Source organism: Paenibacillus septentrionalis (genome assembly GCF_042659865.1).
GTDB classification, from domain to species: Bacteria; Bacillota; Bacilli; order Paenibacillales; family Paenibacillaceae; genus Pristimantibacillus; species Pristimantibacillus septentrionalis.
Genome location: NZ_JBHSTE010000001.1, coordinates 136,957 through 156,518 on the forward strand (window position 1 = coordinate 136,957; position 19,562 = coordinate 156,518).

Annotated in this window: 17 protein-coding genes; all 17 read right to left on the reverse strand. The window is 44.9% G+C overall.

Annotated features, from left to right (window positions below; translation table 11 throughout):
• Positions 1-172: 172 nt before the first annotated feature.
• The 17 genes from ACFP56_RS00640 to ACFP56_RS00720 all read right to left on the reverse strand — a co-directional run bounded on the left by ACFP56_RS00640 (position 173) and on the right by ACFP56_RS00720 (position 19,527).
• Positions 173-631 (reverse strand): disulfide oxidoreductase, encoded by a 459-nt coding sequence (locus ACFP56_RS00640; RefSeq protein WP_379229998.1) that lies wholly within the window; start codon positions 629-631, stop codon positions 173-175.
• A gap of 216 nt (positions 632-847) precedes the next feature.
• On the reverse strand, positions 848-1,267 hold the full coding sequence (gene dut / locus ACFP56_RS00645; RefSeq protein ID WP_379231722.1) for a dUTP diphosphatase: 420 nt from the start codon (positions 1,265-1,267) through the stop codon (positions 848-850).
• Between the two features lie 4 nt (positions 1,268-1,271).
• Positions 1,272-2,540, reverse strand: a complete 1,269-nt coding sequence (locus ACFP56_RS00650; protein WP_379230000.1) for a M16 family metallopeptidase — start codon at positions 2,538-2,540, stop codon at positions 1,272-1,274.
• Between the two features lie 97 nt (positions 2,541-2,637).
• Positions 2,638-3,078, reverse strand: coding sequence for a pyrophosphohydrolase domain-containing protein (locus ACFP56_RS00655; RefSeq protein ID WP_379230003.1), 441 nt, complete (start codon positions 3,076-3,078; stop codon positions 2,638-2,640).
• A 61-nt stretch (positions 3,079-3,139) separates the two neighbouring features.
• Positions 3,140-4,159, reverse strand: a complete 1,020-nt coding sequence (locus ACFP56_RS00660) for a polysaccharide deacetylase family protein (RefSeq protein ID WP_379230005.1) — start codon at positions 4,157-4,159, stop codon at positions 3,140-3,142.
• Positions 4,160-4,307: 148 nt separating this feature from the next.
• Complete coding sequence (pnp, locus tag ACFP56_RS00665) at positions 4,308-6,410, reverse strand: polyribonucleotide nucleotidyltransferase (protein WP_379230007.1); 2,103 nt, start codon at positions 6,408-6,410, stop codon at positions 4,308-4,310.
• Between the two features lie 99 nt (positions 6,411-6,509).
• Positions 6,510-6,779, reverse strand: a complete 270-nt coding sequence (gene rpsO / locus ACFP56_RS00670; protein WP_379230010.1) for a 30S ribosomal protein S15 — start codon at positions 6,777-6,779, stop codon at positions 6,510-6,512.
• A gap of 150 nt (positions 6,780-6,929) precedes the next feature.
• Complete coding sequence (locus ACFP56_RS00675; protein WP_379230012.1) at positions 6,930-7,877, reverse strand: bifunctional riboflavin kinase/FAD synthetase; 948 nt, start codon at positions 7,875-7,877, stop codon at positions 6,930-6,932.
• A 37-nt stretch (positions 7,878-7,914) separates the two neighbouring features.
• Positions 7,915-8,823, reverse strand: a complete 909-nt coding sequence (gene truB, locus ACFP56_RS00680; protein WP_379230014.1) for a tRNA pseudouridine(55) synthase TruB — start codon at positions 8,821-8,823, stop codon at positions 7,915-7,917.
• Entirely contained in the window at positions 8,824-9,813 is a 990-nt protein-coding gene (locus tag ACFP56_RS00685; RefSeq protein WP_379230016.1) for a DHH family phosphoesterase, read from the reverse strand. It abuts the gene before it with no gap.
• The gene (gene rbfA, locus ACFP56_RS00690) at positions 9,810-10,166 is read right to left on the reverse strand and encodes a 30S ribosome-binding factor RbfA (protein ID WP_379230019.1); all 357 of its coding nucleotides are present in this window, start codon (positions 10,164-10,166) and stop codon (positions 9,810-9,812) included. Before rbfA ends, ACFP56_RS00685 begins: the two co-directional genes overlap by 4 nt.
• A gap of 6 nt (positions 10,167-10,172) precedes the next feature.
• Positions 10,173-12,800 (reverse strand): translation initiation factor IF-2, encoded by a 2,628-nt coding sequence (gene infB, locus ACFP56_RS00695; protein ID WP_379230021.1) that lies wholly within the window; start codon positions 12,798-12,800, stop codon positions 10,173-10,175.
• A complete protein-coding gene (locus ACFP56_RS00700) occupies positions 12,797-13,123 on the reverse strand; it encodes a L7Ae/L30e/S12e/Gadd45 family ribosomal protein (protein WP_379230023.1) in 327 nt (108 codons plus the stop codon). Before ACFP56_RS00700 ends, infB begins: the two co-directional genes overlap by 4 nt.
• The gene (rnpM, locus tag ACFP56_RS00705; protein WP_379230025.1) at positions 13,113-13,421 is read right to left on the reverse strand and encodes an RNase P modulator RnpM; all 309 of its coding nucleotides are present in this window, start codon (positions 13,419-13,421) and stop codon (positions 13,113-13,115) included. The genes ACFP56_RS00700 and rnpM overlap by 11 nt, the downstream gene beginning before the upstream one ends.
• Before the next feature lie 25 nt (positions 13,422-13,446).
• Entirely contained in the window at positions 13,447-14,544 is a 1,098-nt protein-coding gene (gene nusA, locus ACFP56_RS00710; RefSeq protein ID WP_379230027.1) for a transcription termination factor NusA, read from the reverse strand.
• A gap of 34 nt (positions 14,545-14,578) precedes the next feature.
• A complete protein-coding gene (gene rimP, locus ACFP56_RS00715) occupies positions 14,579-15,040 on the reverse strand; it encodes a ribosome maturation factor RimP (RefSeq protein WP_379230029.1) in 462 nt (153 codons plus the stop codon).
• 167 nt (positions 15,041-15,207) lie between these two features.
• Positions 15,208-19,527, reverse strand: a complete 4,320-nt coding sequence (locus ACFP56_RS00720; protein ID WP_379230031.1) for a PolC-type DNA polymerase III — start codon at positions 19,525-19,527, stop codon at positions 15,208-15,210.
• Between the last annotated feature and the right edge of the window lie 35 nt (positions 19,528-19,562).

A 19,562-nucleotide genomic window follows, 5' to 3' on the forward strand; every position in this document is an offset into this window, starting at 1 on the left:
TCGCAATGATAGGTGTATAACTAAGTTGGAAACTTTTCTTCAACAAAAAGAGGCGCAGCCATAAGCTGCACCTTATTGATAAGCATTATATTGACCCTGGTCTTTTAAGCTGGATTAACTAGATCCTGCCTCCGATGAAGCCTCACTAACCGAGTCCTGTTTATTTTTCATTCTACGCTTCTGATTCCAATGTGTCCTCATTCCCTCTGTCAAGACGACGAGCTTGCATCAAGGATATGGCAATGATTACAAAAGCAGCAAGCGCCAGCATCGGAATGGTGATCCAGCCGAACCAGTATAAATAATCATCCTGACAGGAAACATCTCCAACCCCGCAAGCCGCTATATCCGAGTTTTTCGGAAGCTTCTGAATGATAATATGATATATCGATATGCATCCACCAATCGCGACAACGGGGAGCACATACGGAACCATCACCGTTTGCTGTCGATACGATGCTATGCCTAATATAACAACCAAAGGGTACATAAAAATTCGTTGATACCAACAAAGCTCACAAGGTACAAAATGCCATACCTCACTCAAATACAAGCTTCCCATAGTAGCCACTAACGCTGTCAGCCAAGCAACACCTAACCAAACATTCGGAGTATTCAATCGCAACTTCATTCATCCCTTCTATGAACTGGCCTTTTGCTTCATTTTATGGCATCGCGCCACGAATTAGCTATAGCTCGATAGGGCTAGTACATATTAAAACCATTGCAAATTGATGACTCCACCATAAATAAAAAAGGATTCAGAATAAACTCTGAACCCCTCTTTACTCATAGCTGCATATACAAGATCTGCCATCTTGCATAGCTAGCTGCTATATGTTTATAGTTAAACGCCAGTATGACCAAAACCACCGGCTCCACGGATTGTATCAGGCAGTTCTTCCGCTTCTTCATTCCTTACACTAGGCACAAGACCAAACAGCATTTGCGCAATGCGCTCACCGCGTTCAATCGTAAAAGACTCTGATCCCAAATTGATCAATAGCACCTTTACCTCGCCTCGATAATCCGCATCAATCGTTCCCGGGGAATTCAAGCATGTAATGCCGTGCTTGTAAGCTAGTCCACTGCGAGGTCTAATCTGCGCTTCCAGCTCATTCGGCATAGCCATTGCAAATCCCGTCGGGATTAGTTTGCGCTCGCCAGGAGCTAGCGTTACCGGCTCATTTACTGCCGCCTGCAGATCAAAACCGGCTGAGCCTTCTGTCATACGCTTCGGAATGGCCAGATCCTCATTTCCCGGCATTCTCTTAAACAACACTTGATACAAGCTGATCCCTCCTAAGATTGACAACTGCTTTATCGCTTGTCCCAACCATTGACACGGCAAAAGGTGTTGCCAGCATTTGTTTCGTAACTTCCTTGATATCGTCCATCGTAATCGCATCGATTCGCGTAAGCAGCGCATCAATCGTATTGTGCTTGCCTAGCATAAGCTCATGCTTGCCATTGCGATTCATCCGACTGCTAGTGCTCTCAAGATTCAGAATGAGCGAGCCCTTCAGCTGCTCCTTTCCTCTAATTAGCTCTGCATCCGTCAAGCCGTTCTTACCCACCTCATGCATAAGCTCCATAGTCAGATCAATAACATCCTTCGTCTGTTTAGGTGCTGTACCTGCATAAATCGTAAATAACCCTGAATCAACAGCTGCGCTATGATAGGAATAAACCGAGTAGGCTAGCCCCCGCTCCTCACGAATCACCTGAAACAATCGCGAGCTCATGCCGCCGCCCAGCGCATTGTTCAATAAGATCATCGCATTTTGCAGCGGTGTCCCCATGGCACAACCTTGAAAGGACATACAGATATGATTCTGCTCCGTTTTTTTCTGAAAGAATGAATAATCGCCTACAAAGCTTGGGGCTGTCACGATTGCTGGCGTAGATTCATGATTTTGATAATGTCCGAAATAGGTTTCTAGCAGGTCCAGCAGACTTTTAGGCTCTATATTACCCGCTACACTCAGCACAATATTTTCAATCGTGTAACGATCCTTCATAAATTTCAGCAGATCCTCAGAACCCATGGACTCCAGCGTTTCCTGTGTTCCCAGAATCGAATAGGCTAACGGATGATTGCCGTATGCAGCTTTTGCTGCTTCATCATGCACACGATCATCTGGGGTATCCTCATACATTGAGATTTCTTCCAAAATCACGTTACGCTCTTTTGCCAGTTCATCCTTATCCATTTTGGAGTGAAAGAACATATCGGCAAGCACATCTACCGCTAACGGCAAATGAGAATCAAGCACCTTCGCAAAATAACATGTATATTCCTTCGCAGTAAAGGCATTGACATTACCGCCAATTCCGTCAAATAAATCCGCGATATCTCTCGCACTGCGCTTTTCAGTTCCTTTAAACAGCATATGCTCTATAAAATGTGAAATCCCGTTGTTTTGCTCCGTCTCGTTACGAGATCCATTTTTGACCCAGATCCCGAATGAAACCGAACGTACTGTAGGAATTTGTTCCACAACGACACGCATGCCATTGCTTAGCTGGTATTTTTCCACCAAGCGCCCTCCTAAAAACTTTTCGTAACTTCCCCGCCTATACTTCCTCGCAACGAAAAGTTACTTCGGAAGCATATGCTTAAACTTTTCGTGTCAATTACTTGATGGTCTCGCCCTTTTTCATCTGCTCAGCAATCGCTTCTTTAAGCTTCGGGTAAGGATCTTCCCATCCTTCGGGCTTCATCACTTTTCCGTCGGGCTTATAATGTGGCTTTCCATCAGGCCACAGCTTGCTCATATTGGCATGCTGCACGATATCCATCAATTGTTGGGGACGTACACCCATTTCTACTAATGTACCAATTGCAAAATAAATAACATCAATCATAGCATCCGCTTGATCGACGATTGTTTTAGCTTCAAGAAACTCTTGCACTTCCTCCTGAACCCAGTTCATCCGTTTAACTGCTCGTTCAGCATCTAGCAGTATTGGCGTATCATTTGCAGGATGGTTAAATGCGAGTTGAAAATCCCGTACTTGCTCCCAGGCTAGATCAAGTCCTCTAGCTTCTGTTTCTTTATGTACTTGTGACTTCATTGCAATCCTCCTATTAAAGCGTGTCTGCTCCATTTAAGACAATTACAATGATATCACTATATCAAAATATGTCTACTCCCTCAACTCCGTCTTGCAGACGGTCAGAGGAGAGTGTATGGGATACTGTACCAGGAAAATAACCTTGTTCTTTCATATATTGAATCATCATAGGTAATGTTTTTTCAGTTGCTGCAGTTGGATGCATTAATATTAAAGCTCCAGGTTCGAGCTTTGATCGTATTCTTGTCATTACCTGCTCCGGCGACGGATTGCGCCAATCAATTGTATCGATCGTCCATAGCACCGTCAGCAGACCGTGCTCTCTTGCTGCCTTCACTGTCGTTGCATTAAAGGAGCCAGAAGGTGGCGCGAACCATTTGTTGGATGCATTCATTTCCTTTAAGAGCGCTTCAGTCTTTACAATTTGCTGAGTTTGCTCAAAATGGGACAGATTCGCCATGTCGGGGTGTGAATAAGCATGGTTGGATAGCTCATGACCTTCTTCAGCAATACGCTGGGCGAGCTCCTTATTTTTCTTCAACCATGAACCATCAAAGAAAAATGTCGCTTTCACATCAGCATCCTTCAGCGTATTTAGAATCGAATCCAAATATTCATTGCCCCATGCGACATTGATCATAAGACCGACTGCGCGTTTTTCCGGGTTCCCCTTATAGATCGGATAACTTCCCAAGTCCTCCAGCTGTATCGCCGGCTCCACTTCTCGATAAATGTAGCGAAGCTGAGCGCCGCGAACCGCATTCACGTTCAATTCATAAGTCGCTTCAATATCAACCTCAAGTCCATTATAACCAGGCACAGCCTTGTAAACCCGGTCTATGCGCGCATTAATCGGCTCAATTTTTAGCTTTTCCGCCTCTTCTTTTATCTGCTTCAGCAGCAGTGTCTTTTCCTCTTCAGAACGATTTACCTGAAAAAAGGCATAGACCGCATCCTGCTCCTTCACGTGCTTCATGAAGCTGGATATGTTGCCGTTCATTTTAATTAATACGACGAGCATTAACGCGCTCGCTGCGATAAAGGAAGCTCTTTTCCACCATATATGCCTCAACCTACTCACTCCACATCATCATAGAATACGACAAATCCGTACAAGCTCGGCTGTAGTACATGTTATGTGGACAAAAAGTGCTTTATGAATGAAACGCAAAAAAAGAGGCAGATAGTATCTGACTCTTCCTCGCATGTTATATGATGTTGGGGCTAAATTATGCTTTAGGAGCTTCTTCCGCCTGAAGCACAGCCTTGCGAGACAGGTTAACTCGACCCTGCTGATCAATTTCCGTTACTTTTACCGTAATTTGATCACCAATCTTAACAACATCTTCGCATTTTGCTACGCGCTCTGTAGACAGCTGTGAAATATGCACCAGGCCGTCTTTGTTCGGTAAAATTTCTACGAAACAGCCGAATTTCTCAATTCGTTTAACTGTACCGAGGTAGATTTCACCAACCACAACCTCTTTCACGATGCCTTCGATAATTTGTCTAGCCTTTTGAATCATTTCTTCATCTGAAGAAGCGATAAAGACTGAACCATCCTGCTCGATATCGATTTTCACGCCGGTTTCTTCAATAATTTTATTGATGATTTTACCGCCTGCACCGATAACGTCACGGATTTTATCTGGATTGATTTTCATGCTAACAATTTTAGGCGCATACTTGGACAGGCTTCCACGGGAAGTAGTCATTACTTCGCTCATTTTACCTAGAATGTGAAGACGACCTTCACGAGCTTGATCCAAAGCTTGCGACAGAATCTCGCGATCAATACCTGCAATTTTGATATCCATTTGAATGGCTGTTACGCCTTCAGCAGTACCAGCTACCTTAAAGTCCATATCGCCAAGATGGTCCTCCATGCCTTGAATATCAGACAGGATAGAGAAGTGATCGCCGTCTTTAATTAGACCCATTGCAATACCTGCAACTGGTGCTTTAATCGGCACACCTGCATCCATCATTGCAAGCGTACTTGCGCAAATACTTGCCTGTGAAGTCGAACCATTAGATTCAAGCACCTCAGATACAAGACGAATCGTGTACGGGAACTCTTCCTCAGAAGGAATGACTTTAGAAAGCGCGCGCTCACCAAGCGCACCATGACCAATTTCACGACGTCCTGGTGGACGAAGCGGTCTAGCCTCACCAACAGAGAACGGAGGGAAATTGTAATGATGCATGAAGCGTTTCGTTTCTTCAGCAGAAATTCCATCCAAAATTTGCACATCGCCAAGCGCACCTAGCGTACAGATGCTTAGCGCTTGAGTTTGTCCACGTGTAAACAAGCCGGAGCCATGCGTACGCGGCAATAGCGCAACATCACATTCAATTGGGCGAATTTCATCCAAAGCACGACCATCAGGACGTACCTTGTCATGCGTAATAAGACGACGTACCTCTTCCTTCACGATGTCATACAGTACTTCTTTCACATCAGCGATAAGCTCAGGGGTCTCTGCATACACTTCTTCAAAATGCGCTACTGTTTCCTCGTTGATCGCATCAATTGCATCCTGACGAGCATGCTTTTCAGCAATTTTAACAGCTTCAACAAGACGTGCAGATGCGAACGCACGTACAGCCTCATTTACTGTTTCATCTACAGTATGTAAAACAACTTCCATTTTTTCCTTACCTGCAAGCTTATGAAGCTCTTCAATCGAGGTGATCAGCTCTCTAATCGCATCATGACCAAACATGATCGCTTCAAGCATAACATCCTCAGGCACTTCATTTGCTTCAGCCTCTACCATCATAATGGCATCCTTCGTACCGGAAACCACTACATAGATGTCAGATTCCTGCTCCTGTGCAACGGTTGGATTAATAATAAATTCACCGTTGATGCGGCCTACAACAACGCCACCTACTGGGCCATCGAATGGCACATCAGAGATCGTAAGCGCTGCAGAGGTTCCGATCATCGCTGCGATTTCTGGTGCGCAGTCCTGATCTACAGACATGACGATATTCGCAATTTGAACATCGTTGCGGAAGCCTTCAGGGAACAATGGACGAATTGGACGGTCCGTTAGACGACTAGAAAGGATTGCTTTCTCACTTGGTCTACCTTCACGTTTAATAAATCCGCCTGGAATTTTACCTACCGCATATAAGCGTTCTTCATAGTTTACCGTTAATGGGAAGAAATCCAAATCCTTTGGTTCTGATGAAGCAGTAACGGTACATAGCACTGCTGTTTCGCCATAACGAACCATAACAGCTGCATTAGCTTGCTTCGCCAAACGACCTGTTTCAAAAACAAGTGGTCTTCCGCCTAGCGTCGTTTCAACACGATGTTGCATTCAAACCCTCCTCTTCTATTACAAAAAGCAACCCGAAGCCTTTAGATCCATGAATGGACCACCTCAAGGACTGCCAGGTTGCTTTTCATTACACTGATCTTAGCGGCGTAGGCCAAGTTTTTCAATCAATGCACTATAACGTTTAACATCTTTCTTCTTAAGGTAAGCAAGTAGTTTACGACGTTGACCTACCATTTTCAACAAACCACGACGCGAATGATGATCTTTCTTGTGCGTACGTAGATGATCTGTCAAATTAACGATGTTTTCCGTTAGGATAGCGATTTGAACTTCTGGAGATCCAGTGTCACTTGCGTGAGTCTTATGAGTCTCGATTAGTTCGTTTTTGCGTTCTTGAGTGATTGCCATCCTGATTCACCTCCTTATCATAATCGCCATTAGCCTAGCAATCGGCGGTGAGCTCGATATCCAAGCTAAGGTTCAGTTGAACAAGCTTGTACAAAATGTACGCCTGACAACAGTTCATAGTATAGCATAGATGAAAATGGTTTGTCGAGATTATGTTTGCGACAGCAGCGTTCTCACCTGCTCTGCATCCTTCCCAATTTGAGCAATCAACTCGTTAATGCCAGAGAAGCGCTGCTCGGGACGGATAAACGTCACAAACTCAATAACAACATGCTCACCATAGATATCCTCCGAAAAGTCGAATAAATGTGCCTCCATGACCGGCACGATATCTTCAGCATAGAAAGTCGGCTTCATCCCGTGATTCAACACGCCATAAAACGTTCGATCGCCTAAATGCGCAATAACGGCATACACGCCAAGACGAATCGTTAAATATGGTGAGTCAAGCCGTAAATTCGCGGTTGGGAATCCGATGGTGCGGCCACGCTGATCCCCTTGCACGACGATGCCTTCTACTTGAAAATTTCGACCGAGCAGTTCATTTGCACGTTCAACGTTTCCTTGCTCGAGGTATTCACGAATAATGGTGCTGCTCACTTTCTTGCCATCCAGCATATACGCGTCTACCATCTCAACCTGTATGTTAGGTTCACCCAGCTGCTTCAGCACTTCAGGCGTGCCTGCACCTTTGGCTCCAAAACGGAAATCGAAGCCTACCGCGACATTCACCACCTGCAAACGATGCAGAATTTCATCGACGAATGCTTTAGGAGTAATCGCAGCAAATTGCAGATTAAACTGTACGACAAATGCGTAATCTACACCCAGCTCTTCAAACAGCTTCATCTTCATATCCAGCGGTGTCAAGCATTGGGTATATTGCTCGCCTTGACCGAGGATCGCCTTCGGATGCGGATCAAATGTCATAACAGCAGAAGCCAGCCCTTTTCGCTTCGCTGTTTCAATCGCCGTATTGATCACCTGCTGATGTCCGCGATGCACACCGTCGAAATGACCAAGTGCAATGGATAGAGGCTGATCATTAAGCTCTATATCATCTGGAGAGATAGGGTAAGTCAATGTTATGATTTTCAAAGTTGACACACCTACATTTCATCTTTAACATTTTTCCTTAAGAAAATACTTTGATCGGCAAAACAGCATGCTGATTTTTATCCAGCTGGAATATTCCTAGAAAAATTCCCTCTTCATCAAACACACGTACGAGAGCGTGATCCTCCAGCTCCTGATGCCCTGAAAGGTCCGTCCAATAAAGACGCTGCCCCTGAATCGCGTATTTTCGCTTGATCGCTTTAACAGTCGCAGACGGAATATGATCAATCGCCTGCTCTGGAGCGACAAGCACCTCAGATATCGTGCCTTCACGCATATGATCCTCAACCTGTTCCAGTGTCACACAGCTTTCTTTCGTAATACCGCCTGACATTGTACGAACCAGTTTAGCCATCGCAGCTGGCACACCTAACGCTTTTCCGATATCGACACATAATGTACGTATGTATGTACCTTTTGAGCATAGCACCGAAAACGTAAATTGCGGATACTGCTGCTCAAGATCAAGCGATAGCAGCTCAATATGATGAATCGTAACCGTTCGAGATTTTCGTTCAACCGACTTGCCTTCTCTGGCAAGCTCATATAAACGTTTGCCGTCTACTTTTACTGCTGAGTACATGGGAGGAACCTGATCAATGCTGCCAATAAATTGTGAAAGCACAGCCTCAACCTGCTGCTTTGTAACCTGTACGGAATCAGCCCGCTCAATGATCTCGCCCGTCATATCTTCCGTATCAGTTGCCAAACCAAGCGTAATCGTAGCTTCATAAGCCTTCGGGCGCTCTTGTATATATTCAACAACACGCGTGCTTCTACCTAAACAAAGCGGGAGCACACCCGTCACCATAGGATCAAGTGTACCCGCGTGTCCAATTCGTTTCATTCCTAATAGACGCCGCGTTTTAGCGACTACATCATGCGACGTCCAGCCTTCCGGCTTCCATATCGCCAATATTCCGTCCATCTATGTCAACGCCTTTCGAATTGCTTCAACTAGGCTATTTACGCTTTCTTCCATATTCGTGGTCAAGCGACAGCCGGCAGCTCTTACATGACCGCCACCGCCAAAGCTTTGAGCAACTTCGGACACATTAACCTTGCCTTTTGATCGAATGCTGGCTTTTATTACACCAGAATCCGACTCTTTGAATAGAATGCCAACCTCGACTTCTTCAACATTAAGTATATAGTTGACGATGCCTTCAATATCTTCACTCACTGCCCCGCAGTTCGCTAAATCATCCTTCATAATCGTAACCCAACCAATTGTTTGGTCCTCATGAAAGGTAATACGAGAAAGCGCGGTTTGTAAAAGCTTAAGTTTTCCCATCGTCATTTTTTCCAGCAAATGATCAGCAAGCTCATAAGCAGACACACCTAATGCAAGCAAATCTGATGCCATTGCCATAACGGAGGGCGAGGTATTCGAGTAGCGAAAACCTCCAGTATCTGTTAGTAAACCTGTATATAAAGCTTTAGCGCATTCGAGATTAGGTGTATGTGGAGTAAGCTTAATCATATCGTAGACCATTTCAACCGTAGCAGCAGCATTTGGACGAATAATATTAAGCGTCCCAAAACCATGATTGCTCGCATGATGATCCAGATTAAGCAGGGGTACATTGCGCTCTTGAATGAGAGCAAAAACATCTCCTAGTCTGGAGGCATCTGCGCAGTCCAATGCAATTGCCGCATCAAATTGCAGCTCAAGATCAGATTGATACTGAATAATATCGTCATAATGATATAAATAACTTAATCGACCCGGCAACTCACTTTGATTTACGATTGTAACGCTCTTGCCATATTGCTCCAGTAACCAGCTCATCGCAGCACATGAGCTAATTGCATCCCCGTCAGGGTTTTCATGAGCAACAACAAGATAAGAAGAATAGCCTTGTAAAAAGGCTATTGCTTCTTTCAGTTGCGCTTCATAATTTGCAGCTATGCTCATTTTTGTCCAGCATCCTGATTAATTTCAGAAAGTAATGATTCAATGCGGCTGCCATATTCAATACTGCTGTCGAATTTGAATTGCAGCTCCGGAGTGTGACGCAATTTGATTCGCTTACCGAGCTCGGAACGTAAATAACCAGTAGCTTTCGACAGCGCCTTTAATGTTTCTTCTTTCTGATCGTCATTGCCCAGTACGCTTAGATACACTCTTGCTTGCGACAAATCATTCGTTGTTTCAACGCCTGTTACCGTAATAAAGCCGATACGAGGATCCTTAAGCTCAGATTGTATAATCTGACTTAATTCCTTTTTGATCTGCTCGCTTACACGTCCTACACGTATTTTTGCCATAGCTTATCACCTCTCAACTGACTCCATTACGAAGGCTTCGATAATATCCGATTCCTTAATATCGTTGAAGCGTTCCAGTGTAATCCCGCATTCAAAGCCTTGAGCAACTTCCTTCGCATCATCCTTATAACGCTTCAAGGAATCAATTTTACCTGTATAGACTACGATGCCGTCACGAATAACACGTGCCTCTGCGTTACGAACAATTTTGCCATCCGTAACCATACAACCAGCAATCGCACCCACTTTGGATACCTTAAAGATGTTGCGGACTTCAGCGTGGCCGGTAACCACTTCCTTGTAAACTGGCTCAAGCAGCCCTTTCATCGCCTGTTCAATTTCATCAATCACTTTATAGATGATACTATGCATACGAACATCGACTTTTTCTTGCTCGATCGTGTACTCAGCTTGCGGCTCTGGACGAACGTTAAAGCCAATTACAATCGCATTGGATGCAGATGCCAAAATAACATCGGATTCTGTAATTGCACCCGCGCCGCTGTGAATGATTTTCACGCGAACACCTTCAACGTCAATTTTTGCCAGAGAGCCCTTAAGCGCCTCTGCCGAGCCTTGAACGTCAGCTTTAATGATCACGTTCAGCTCTTTCATTTCGCCTTCCTTGATATGGTTATACAGGTCATCAAGGGTAACACGAGTGTTAGCTCCAATTTCCGTCTGACGATGCTTGATCGCACGACGCTCTGCAATGGCACGAGCCTTGCGCTCATCCTCAAACACCATGAATGGATCGCCTGCAAGTGGAACTTCAGTCAAGCCTGTAATCTCAACAGGTGTAGAAGGACCCGCTTCCTTCAAGCGGCGACCACGATCGTTCACCATCGCTCTAACGCGACCAAAGCAGTTGCCTGCAACAAAGGCATCTCCCACTTTAAGCGAACCATGCTGTACAAGCACGCGCGCTACCGGGCCTTTACCTTTATCAAGCTCAGCCTCAATAACCGTACCACGAGCACGCTTGTTAGGGTTTGCTTTGTACTCATTCACTTCCGCTACAAGGAGGATCATTTCAAGCAAGTTTTCAAGACCGATGCGCTGCTTCGCGGATACTTCAACGAAGATTGTATCACCGCCCCATTCTTCAGGGACCAATTCATATTCTGTCATCTCTTGCTTGATTTTATCAGCGTTAGCTTCTGGTTTGTCAATTTTGTTAACTGCAACAATAATTGGACAATTCGCAGCCTTCGCATGGCTGATTGCCTCAACCGTTTGCGGCATAATCCCGTCATCAGCTGCAACGACGATAATCGTAATATCCGTTACTTGAGCACCACGAGCACGCATTAGTGTAAATGCTTCGTGACCAGGTGTATCGAGGAACGTAATCTTTTTACTGTTGATTTCTACTTGGTATGCACCGATATGCTGTGTAATACCGCCTGCTTCACCAGTAGTAACGCTTGTTTTGCGAATCGCATCAAGCAATGTCGTTTTACCATGGTCAACGTGACCCATAATCGTAACGACTGGCGGACGAGTAACCAAGTCTGCCTCTTCATCAACCTCTTCAACCGTTTCGAAGTTGTCTTCCTCTACAGGAATTTTCACTTCAACCTCAACACCATATTCACCAGCGATCAACAAAATTGCATCCATATCAACCTCTTGGTTGATCGTAGCCATTACGCCAAGGAACAACAGCTTCTTGATTACTTCGGAAGCATCCTTGTGAAGCAGCTTCGCCAGATCACCTACAGTTAGTGTACCGCGTACAATAATCTTCTTCGGTGTATTGTCAACCTTCTCACGAGGAGGCTGTGATTGATTATTTCTTCCGTTGCGACCTCTGTTGTTTTTGTTTCTAAAGTTCGAATTGTTGCGTCCATCCTCGAAGCGTTTGTTGCTATGCTTTCCTTTATTGCCATGGCCGCTATGATTGCGGTCATCGCTTGTGCTGCGGCTGTTTTCAAAGCGAGATTCAAACGCTTTTGATGTGGTTGTCGTTGTAGTACCGCGGTTTTGACCGCCTTGGCCCTGTGGACGAGCTCCTGTGCCCTGCGAACCGCCTTGACTGCGGTTGCCGCCTTGGGATTGGGTTGAACCACTGCGATTGCCGCCTTGGCCGCCTTGGCCGCCCTGACCGCCTTGCGAACGGTTTTGGTAGCCCGTTCCGCTCTGGGATCGCTGACCTTGCGGACGGTTTCCGCCCTGGCCGCCTTGACTTTGACCTTGGCCGCCTTGAGGTCTATTTTGCCCTGTTCTAGGTTTTTGCTCACGCTGTTCACGTGTCGCTTGATTTGATTGTGGTCGTTGTTCACGTTTTTGATTTTCGCTCATATTAATAGAATTCATTGTCCCCTGTCTTTTTTCATCTGTGTTCTGCTTTTTATCTTGTGGCGAGTCCGCATTTGTCGTGCTAACGGGTTTCGCCTTGGCAGTAGATGGCTCGTTGGATTTTTTCACAGCAGCATTTTCTTTGATCTCGCGAAAAAACCCTTCTACCTTGGATACCATTTCATTTTCCATGACGCTCATATGGTTGTTTACAGGTAAACCCAGCCTTTTAAGAATGGTGATTATTTCCTTGCTGCTCATATTCACGGATTTTGCATACTCATAAATACGCAGCTTGTCTTTATTTTCCTTACCGTCTTGTTTATTATTCAAGTAAGATCCACCTCCATATTTTGGCTTAAATGACCTGCAATCAATTGTGCAAATTGCACGTCAGTTACTGCGATTACAACTCTCTCTGCTTTTCCAATTGCTCTACCTAAGCTTTCTCTATCATAAGCTTCCTTTAATGAAACTTGATAACTTGAACATTTATCACGGAACTTCTTCTTCGTATTTTCTGAAGCGTCAGCAGCTAAAACAACAAGCTTTGCTTTTCCAGCTCGAATTGCTTTCAGCACGATTTCATCGCCAGTCGCTAGCTTTCCGGCTCTCATCGCCATCCCTAAGGCTGACAAAGCTTTATCATTCTTCATCTACTAACTCCTTGTTCGCAATAAATTCATCCTCAATTTTCACGAAATCCGCCTCAAGCTGATCATACAGCTCGCCGCTTACCGGCTGCTTCAAGGCACGATCAAGCGCCTTGCTTTTCTTCGCCAGCTTAAAACAGCTTAGCTTGCCGCACAGGTAAGCGCCGCGACCAGATTTTTTGCCTGTTAGATCAATCAGAACTTCTTCATCCGGTGTCCGTACGACCCGAATGAGTTCCTTCTTCGGCATCATCTCTTGGCAAGCAACGCATTTACGAAGTGGCACTTTTCTTGGTCTCACTCGTACACCCTCCATTCTGATTCAATTAGTCAAACGATACGGAATCCTGATGCATCGCTTCCTGAGACGTTTTTGGACGACCATACTCCTGCTCAGCTTGTGTTTCTGACTTGATGTCAATCTTCCATCCAGTCAGTTTTGCAGCCAGGCGAGCATTTTGCCCCTTAATGCCAATTGCAAGTGACAGTTGATAGTCTGGCACGATGACACGCGCCATTTTTTCCTGTTCAAAAACGATTACTTCCAGCACCTTTGAAGGACTAAGCGCGTTAGCGACATACTCTTCAATATTATCAGACCAGCGAACGATATCGATTTTCTCGCCCTTAAGCTCGTTTACAATTGTCTGTACGCGAATGCCTTTTGGCCCAACACAAGAGCCTACAGGATCGACCTCGCTGTTGCGAGAATGAACTGCGATCTTTGAACGGAAGCCAGCTTCGCGCGCAACAGAGCGAATTTCAACGACACCATCATAGATTTCCGGCACTTCCAACTCGAAAAGACGTTTCAAAAGGCCAGGATGCGTGCGAGATAAAATAATTTGAGGACCCTTTGTCGTATTTTCAACCTTCGTAATAAAGGCCTTAACACGATCAAGATGCTTGAACTTATCTGTAGGCATTAGCTCTGTAAGCGGCAGTACTGCTTCCACTTTGCCAAGGTCTACAAATAAATTTCTTGTATCCTGTCTCTGTACAAGGCCCGTAACAATATCTTCCTCTTTATCGATAAACGCATTATAGATAAGACCACGCTCTGCTTCGCGAATGCGTTGTGTCACAACTTGCTTCGCAGTTTGAGCAGCGATACGACCAAAATCACGAGGAGTCACCTCAATCTCTGCAATGTCATCCAGCTGATAATGCGGGTTGACCTCGCGCGCAGACTCTAGTGAAATTTCTAATCTTGAATCCAATACATCCTCGACTACTGTTTTACGAGCATATACCTTAATTACACCATTATGACGGTTAATTTCTACTCTTACATTTTGTGCAGTATTGAAGTTACGCTTATAGCTGGAGATAAGCGCAGCTTCAATGGCATCTAAAAGCACTTCCTGAGAGATGCCTTTCTCTTTTGCGATCTCTTGAAGTGCTTCAATAAAATCCATACTCATCGGAACCATGTTCCCCCTTTCATCGAATAAAAAACTAGAAAATGATCGCAAGTCTTGCACTTGCAACTTTAGCGTAAGGTAATGTATGCTCATGATTTCCTACACGGACAGTAATGGTCTCACCGTCAAATGCAAGAAGCTGGCCTTCAAATTCTTTCATTTTATTGATTGGTTCATAGGTCGTTATAAAGACGTTCTTCCCAATCGCTTTTTGTACATCCTCAGGTTTTTTAAGCGGTCTTTCCGCACCAGGAGAGGATACTTCAAGGAAATAAGCTCCTGTTATCGGCTCATGAATATCCAGCTGCTCGCTAACATACTCACTGATACGGACACACTCATCGATATCAATGCCGCCCTCCTTATCGCAAAATATGCGAAGGAACCAGTTGCTGCCTTCCTTTATGTATTCAATATCCACCAATTCAAAGTTATTTTCCTCTAGAAACGGCGTGATCATTTCCTCAATTGCGGTTTTGATTGCTGATGTACTCAAATGCGTTCCTCCTAAAAGCGTTGATTCATCAAAATTGGGTTAAACAACACATAAAGAGTGGGTTTCCCCACTCTTTAATCACGAAAGTCATATCAACATCATTGCCACAAAAATTATAACATAATCGCAATACAGTGACAAGAAATGATTTCTAGTTGCAAAACGCATTAAAACAATGAAAGCTGGTTGGATTCCGGCAATCCACGGAAGCAGCCCATATTCGTCAAAAGCTCAATAATCGTCTTGGAAGCCTTCGTTCTCATTTGGAAGTCCTCGATTGACAAAAATTCGCCATCTCCCTTTGCCGCGGCAATATTGCGCGCAGCGTTGACGCCAATTCCCGCTACTGCCGAAAATGGAGGAATTAATGCCGTGCCGTCTACCTGGAACTTCTCAGCATCCGAGCGATACAGGTCAATCGGTTTGAATGTAAAGCCGCGAGCCGTCATCTCTAAGCTCATTTCAAGCTGGGAAAGCATGCTTTTTTCTTTCGGAGTTGCGCTAAAGCCCTTGCTTTCAATCTCTTCAATGCGCTTGTATATCGCATCATAGCCCTGGCATAGCAGCTCCAAATCAAAGTCGTCCGCGCGAACGGTGAAGTAAGTCGCATAAAACTCAATTGGATAGTAAAGCTTGAAGAAAGCTGTTCTCACTGCGGAAATGACGTAAGCTGCCGCATGGGCTTTCGGGAACATATACTCAATACGCAAGCAGGAATCGATATACCATTGCGGTACATTGCAGCGCTTCATCTCTTCTATCCACTCTGGCGTAAGACCTTTACCTTTACGAACGCTTTCGGTAATTTTGAACGCTAGCGACGCATCCATACCCGCTTTATAGATAAGAAACAGCATAATATCATCACGACAACCGATAACGGTTTTGATGGTACATGTTCCGTTTTTAATCAATTCCTGCGCGTTGCCAAGCCATACGCCTGTTCCATGGGATAAGCCTGAAATTTGCAGCAAGTCGGCAAAGCTTGACGGCTGTGTTTCCTGAAGCATCTGTCTTACAAATTTCGTACCCATCTCAGGCACACCGTAGGTTGCAACGGAGGAACGAATTTGTTGAGGCGTCACGCCCAGTGCTTCGGTCGAGTTGAACAAGCTCATAACCTTCGGGTCGTTCATCGAAATTGTTGTCGGGTCTACACCAGTCAAGTCCTGAAGCATTCTCATCATTGTCGGATCATCATGGCCGAGAATATCGAGCTTCAGCAGGTTCTCATCGAAGGCATGATAATCAAAATGTGTCGTTTTCCATTCAGCAGAAGTATCATCTGCCGGATATTGTACAGGGGTGACATCCTCTACCTCGATATAATCAGGCACAACAACGATACCGCCGGGATGCTGACCTGTACTGCGCTTAACGCCCGTACAGCCGCTGGCCAAACGAGCCAGTTCAGCACCTCTCCACTTCTTACCTTGATCTTCTTCATACTTTTTAGCAAAGCCATATGCTGTTTTCTCAGCAACCGTACCAATCGTTCCTGCACGGAACACACTTTTCTCACCAAACAGCTCCTTGGTGTAATTATGGGCAACCGGCTGATATTCACCCGAGAAGTTAAGATCGATATCAGGAACCTTGTCCCCCTTAAAGCCAAGGAACGTTTCGAACGGAATGTCCTGTCCCTCGCCTTTTAAAGGCTGTCCGCAATTTGGACAATCCTTGTTCGGCAGATCAAAGCCACTGGGCACACTGCCGTCAAGGAACCACTCGCTGTATTTGCATTCCTTATTCAGACATAGATAGTGTGCTGGCAATGGATTAACCTCGGAAATACCGAGGAAGGTTGCAACAACCGATGAACCAACCGAGCCACGCGAGCCTACCAGATAGCCATCTGCATTAGATTTTTTTACGAGCTTTTCAGAGATCAGGTAGTTGGCGGAGAACTTATATTTAATAATCGGCACAAGCTCTTTCTCCAAGCGATCAATAACAACCTGCGGCAAGTCCTCTCCATACATCGACTTTGCCGTTGAATAGCACGTGTTGCGGATCTCATCATCCGCTCCATCAATATTAGGCGCGAACAGTCCAGTTGGAAACATCGGATACTGCTCAAAGCGTTCTGCAAGCTCATTTGTGTTTTTGATCACGACTTCATAAGCGATCTCTTCTCCGAGGAATTTAAATTCCTGAAGCATTTCATCCGTTGTACGGAAATGAGCATCTGGCTTCCGCATATTTTTCAGCGGACTAAAGCCCGTAATGCCATGAATCGTAATGTCGCGATAGATCTTGTCCATCGGATTCAAGTAATGAACATTGCCTGTCGCTATGACCGGCTTGTTCAGCTTAACGCCGATTTGATAAATTCTTCTTAACGCATCCTCTAACTGGGCACGGCTACCGACTAGGCCCTTTTCTACTAGATGAATATAGAAATCAATCGGTTGAATCTCCAGCACATCATAAAACTGAGCCGTTTCCTCGGCTTCTTCTAATGATTTGTTGAGCACTGTCTCAAAAAACTCGCCTTTTTCACAGCCCGACAGGACAAGCAAACCTTCTCTTAGCTCCATGAGTTTGCTTTTCGGAATAGTCGCTACTTTTTTGAAATATTCAGTATGAGATAAGCTTATTAATTTGAATAAGTTCTTTTTGCCAACACTGTTTAGTGCATAAATGCAAGCATGGAATGGACGAGCATTGGACAGATCCAGCCCGACATAATCGTTAAGCTGTGTTAGCTTGACGATATTGCGCTCAACCGCATCTTTTAGCAGGCCGTTTAGAATTCCACCCAGCGCAATCGTATCATCAATCGCTCTATGGTGATTGTCCAGGCTTACCTTGTATTTATCCGCTAATGTATTCAGTCGGTGATTTTTCATGTTGGGATGAAGCAATCTAGCTAGCTCTAGCGTGTCCAGCACAGGGTTGGTTACCTCAGGCATGCCAAGCGACTTGCAGTTTGCCTGAATAAAGCCAATATCAAAACGTGCATTATGCGCGACTAAAATATCATCGCCTACAAACTCGATAAAACCGCGCAGCGTAGGCTCTAGCTCTGGTGCACCGGCAACCATGTCATCCGTAATATTCGTAAGCTGCTGAATATTGTACGGAATCTTTTCATGCGGATTAATAAATGACGTAAATCGGTCAATCTCCTGCCCATCTCGCATCCGCACGCCTGCAATCTCGATAATTTTATTGTTAATAACAGAAAGACCTGTTGTCTCAATATCGAATACGACATAAGTTGCTTCTGCCAGCAGCTGATCGCGAGCATTTAATACAATTGGCACTGCATCATTGACGAGATTCGCTTCTACGCCAAACAGCACCTTCATGTCATGCTTTTTCGCAGCTTTTACCGCATCCGGATAGCATTGCACATTGCTATGGTCGGTTATCGCAATCGCCTTATGTCCCCACTTGGCTGCCATCGCAATATAATCGCCAACATGCGTTACGGCGTCCATCGTACTCATCGTTGTATGAAGATGGAATTCTACCCGTTTTTCCTTTGCATGGTCCATGCGACTTGGCGGTGCGCTAACCTCATGAAGGTCGTTCGGGATCATGACAAGCTCGGGATCCTGCATAAAGCGGTCATATTCTACTTTTCCTCTGGCACGAATCCACTTTTTGTTGCTGAGCTTGCTTAAAATCTTTACATCTTCCTTCGTTTTAGCAAACACCTTCATTGCCAAGGAATCCGTGAAATCTGTTAAGTTAAATGTGAACAGCGTGCTTCCGTTACGCAGTTCCTTCACATCCAAATTAAAGACCATCCCTTGAACAGCAATTTTCTTCTCTTCGTCTACTACATTCATTAATGGAATAATTTCATCACGAATATCATAACCAATCGCAAGTCGCACTGGCTCTTCATCACCTGCTGCCTGTTCAGGCTCGGGCTCAGCTGGAGCTTGAGCCATAAGCTGCTGAATCGCCTCATGATTTTCCTGCTCGATTTGCTCCATAAACTGATTGTAGACATCCTCATTACGTTCAGAGAGCTGTAGCTTTACATGAATTTCTCTAGTAAAGGCATGGTTATAATAACCTTTTACCGCTTCATCTATCTTCTTTTTTCGGGCGAGATCAAGTCCTGCATTGTCAAGCAGGCTGATCGTCAAAACGCCGCCTTCCGCCTGCACATCGGCTTTTTGCAGCCAGCCGTTAACCGACGGTATATTCTTTTGTGCCCACTCCAGAAAGAGCGGCCAATACTGCAACACGATATTTTCTGTTTGTACGATATCATCATAAATAAATATAAAGGACGTATTTGCGATATGCGCAAATTTTTTGCGGATCTGATGCGTAAATCCATTGTAGGCTTGTAAAGGAACTAAGGACGTCTTGCGAATGCAAAACGTCCAATCATTGTTATGCTTATTAACGATGACTTGCTCAATGTAACCATCTTCAAAGTAAGCCTGTATGAGTTCCTGCGGCAGCCCTGACTGCTCTACGAGCATTTCAAAGCGCTGACGCTTGCCGTCGGTTTGGTTCATATTATCCACTCCTGACGTTCATCATTGTTACTTAG